1 protein-coding gene is annotated in these 1,278 nt (G+C 43.2%); it reads right to left on the minus strand.

Features of this window, described 5'->3' with window-relative positions; all coding sequences use genetic code 11:
* The coding region (locus tag A3757_RS01400) for a bifunctional TVP38/TMEM64 family protein/FAD-dependent oxidoreductase (RefSeq protein WP_197469636.1) at window positions 1-1,141 on the minus strand (1,141 nt) is incomplete at its 3' end.
* Window positions 1,142-1,278: the final 137 nt, after the last annotated feature.

Raw genomic sequence — 1,278 nt, forward strand, 5'->3', positions numbered from 1 at the left:
TCGCAGGAACAAAAGGCCGCGCTCCTGTGGAGATAACGATGTTACGCGTGGTGATCGTTTCACCATTAACTTTTACTCTAAAAGGGTCAATGATTTCTGCGCTGCCGGTAATGCAGTCAACACCGAGTCCCGTGAATCGCTCGATAGAGTCGTGAGGCTCAATGGTTTTAATAATCGATTGAATGCGTTCCATTACCGCAGGAAAGTCGACCTCGATATTTTCATTTGATAGACCAAATTCCTCAGCACGCTCATAGTACTTTGCCATTTTAGCCGAACGAATGAGTGCTTTACTGGGGACACAACCGGTATTTAAGCAGTCGCCGCCCATTTTATGACGCTCAATAAGAGAGACTTTTGCTTTGGTTGCTGCAGCGATCAATGAAGTAACCAGTCCTGCTGAACCTGCACCGATAACGACCATATTGGTGTCAAATTTAGACGGCTTGTCATAGTTAGCGAAAACCTTTTTAGCTTGTATGCTTTCCATTAACTTCTTGGCCAAAATAGGGAATAGGCCGAGTAGAGCAAAAGCAAACAATAAACCGGGTGATAGGATGCCTGATAGAGAATCAATCTGACCAAGCTGAGTACCGGTATAAACGTAAACAAGGGTGCCTGGGAGCATGCCGAGCTGGCTGATCAAAAAGAATTGGCGAGTCTTGATTGGCGTTAAACCCATCACTAAGTTAATAACGAAAAACGGGAATAAAGGCACAAGGCGTAAGCCAAACAGATAAAACGCGCCTTCTTTTTCAATGCCTGCATTAATTGACTTAAGGGAGTCAGCAAACTTTTTTTGTACACTTTCTTTCAGTAGTGTTCGAGAAACTAGAAAGGCTAGTGTTGCACCGATTGTACTGGCAAAGGACACCAGAATCGTTCCCTGTAACAAACCGAAGATTGCACCGCCTGCAAGTGTCATTACTGCGGCGCCAGGCAAGGAGAGAGCAGTCACAGCAATATAGATCATGACGAATATGCCAGCACTGAGTATTGCATTTTGCGAATGAAAGTCACTGATAGCCTGTTGTTGAGACTTAAAGTAGTCGAGGCTCAAGTACTGGGCAAGGTCGAAGAAAAAAAAGCAGCCAATGAGAATAACGAGCGCGACAATAAGAAGTCTTTTCTTTTTATCCATAAATCTGTATCTACCTTCAAAATGGTGGTTATTTGAATGAAGTCTAATAAGGAGTGCGTTTGTTCAGACTGCAGCTATGTCTTAAGAGTTCAATTTAATAAGTAACTATATGTTAAGAAGGGCTAGTCTACCGAGAT

The sequence above is a fragment of the Oleiphilus sp. HI0117 genome (assembly GCF_001635235.1).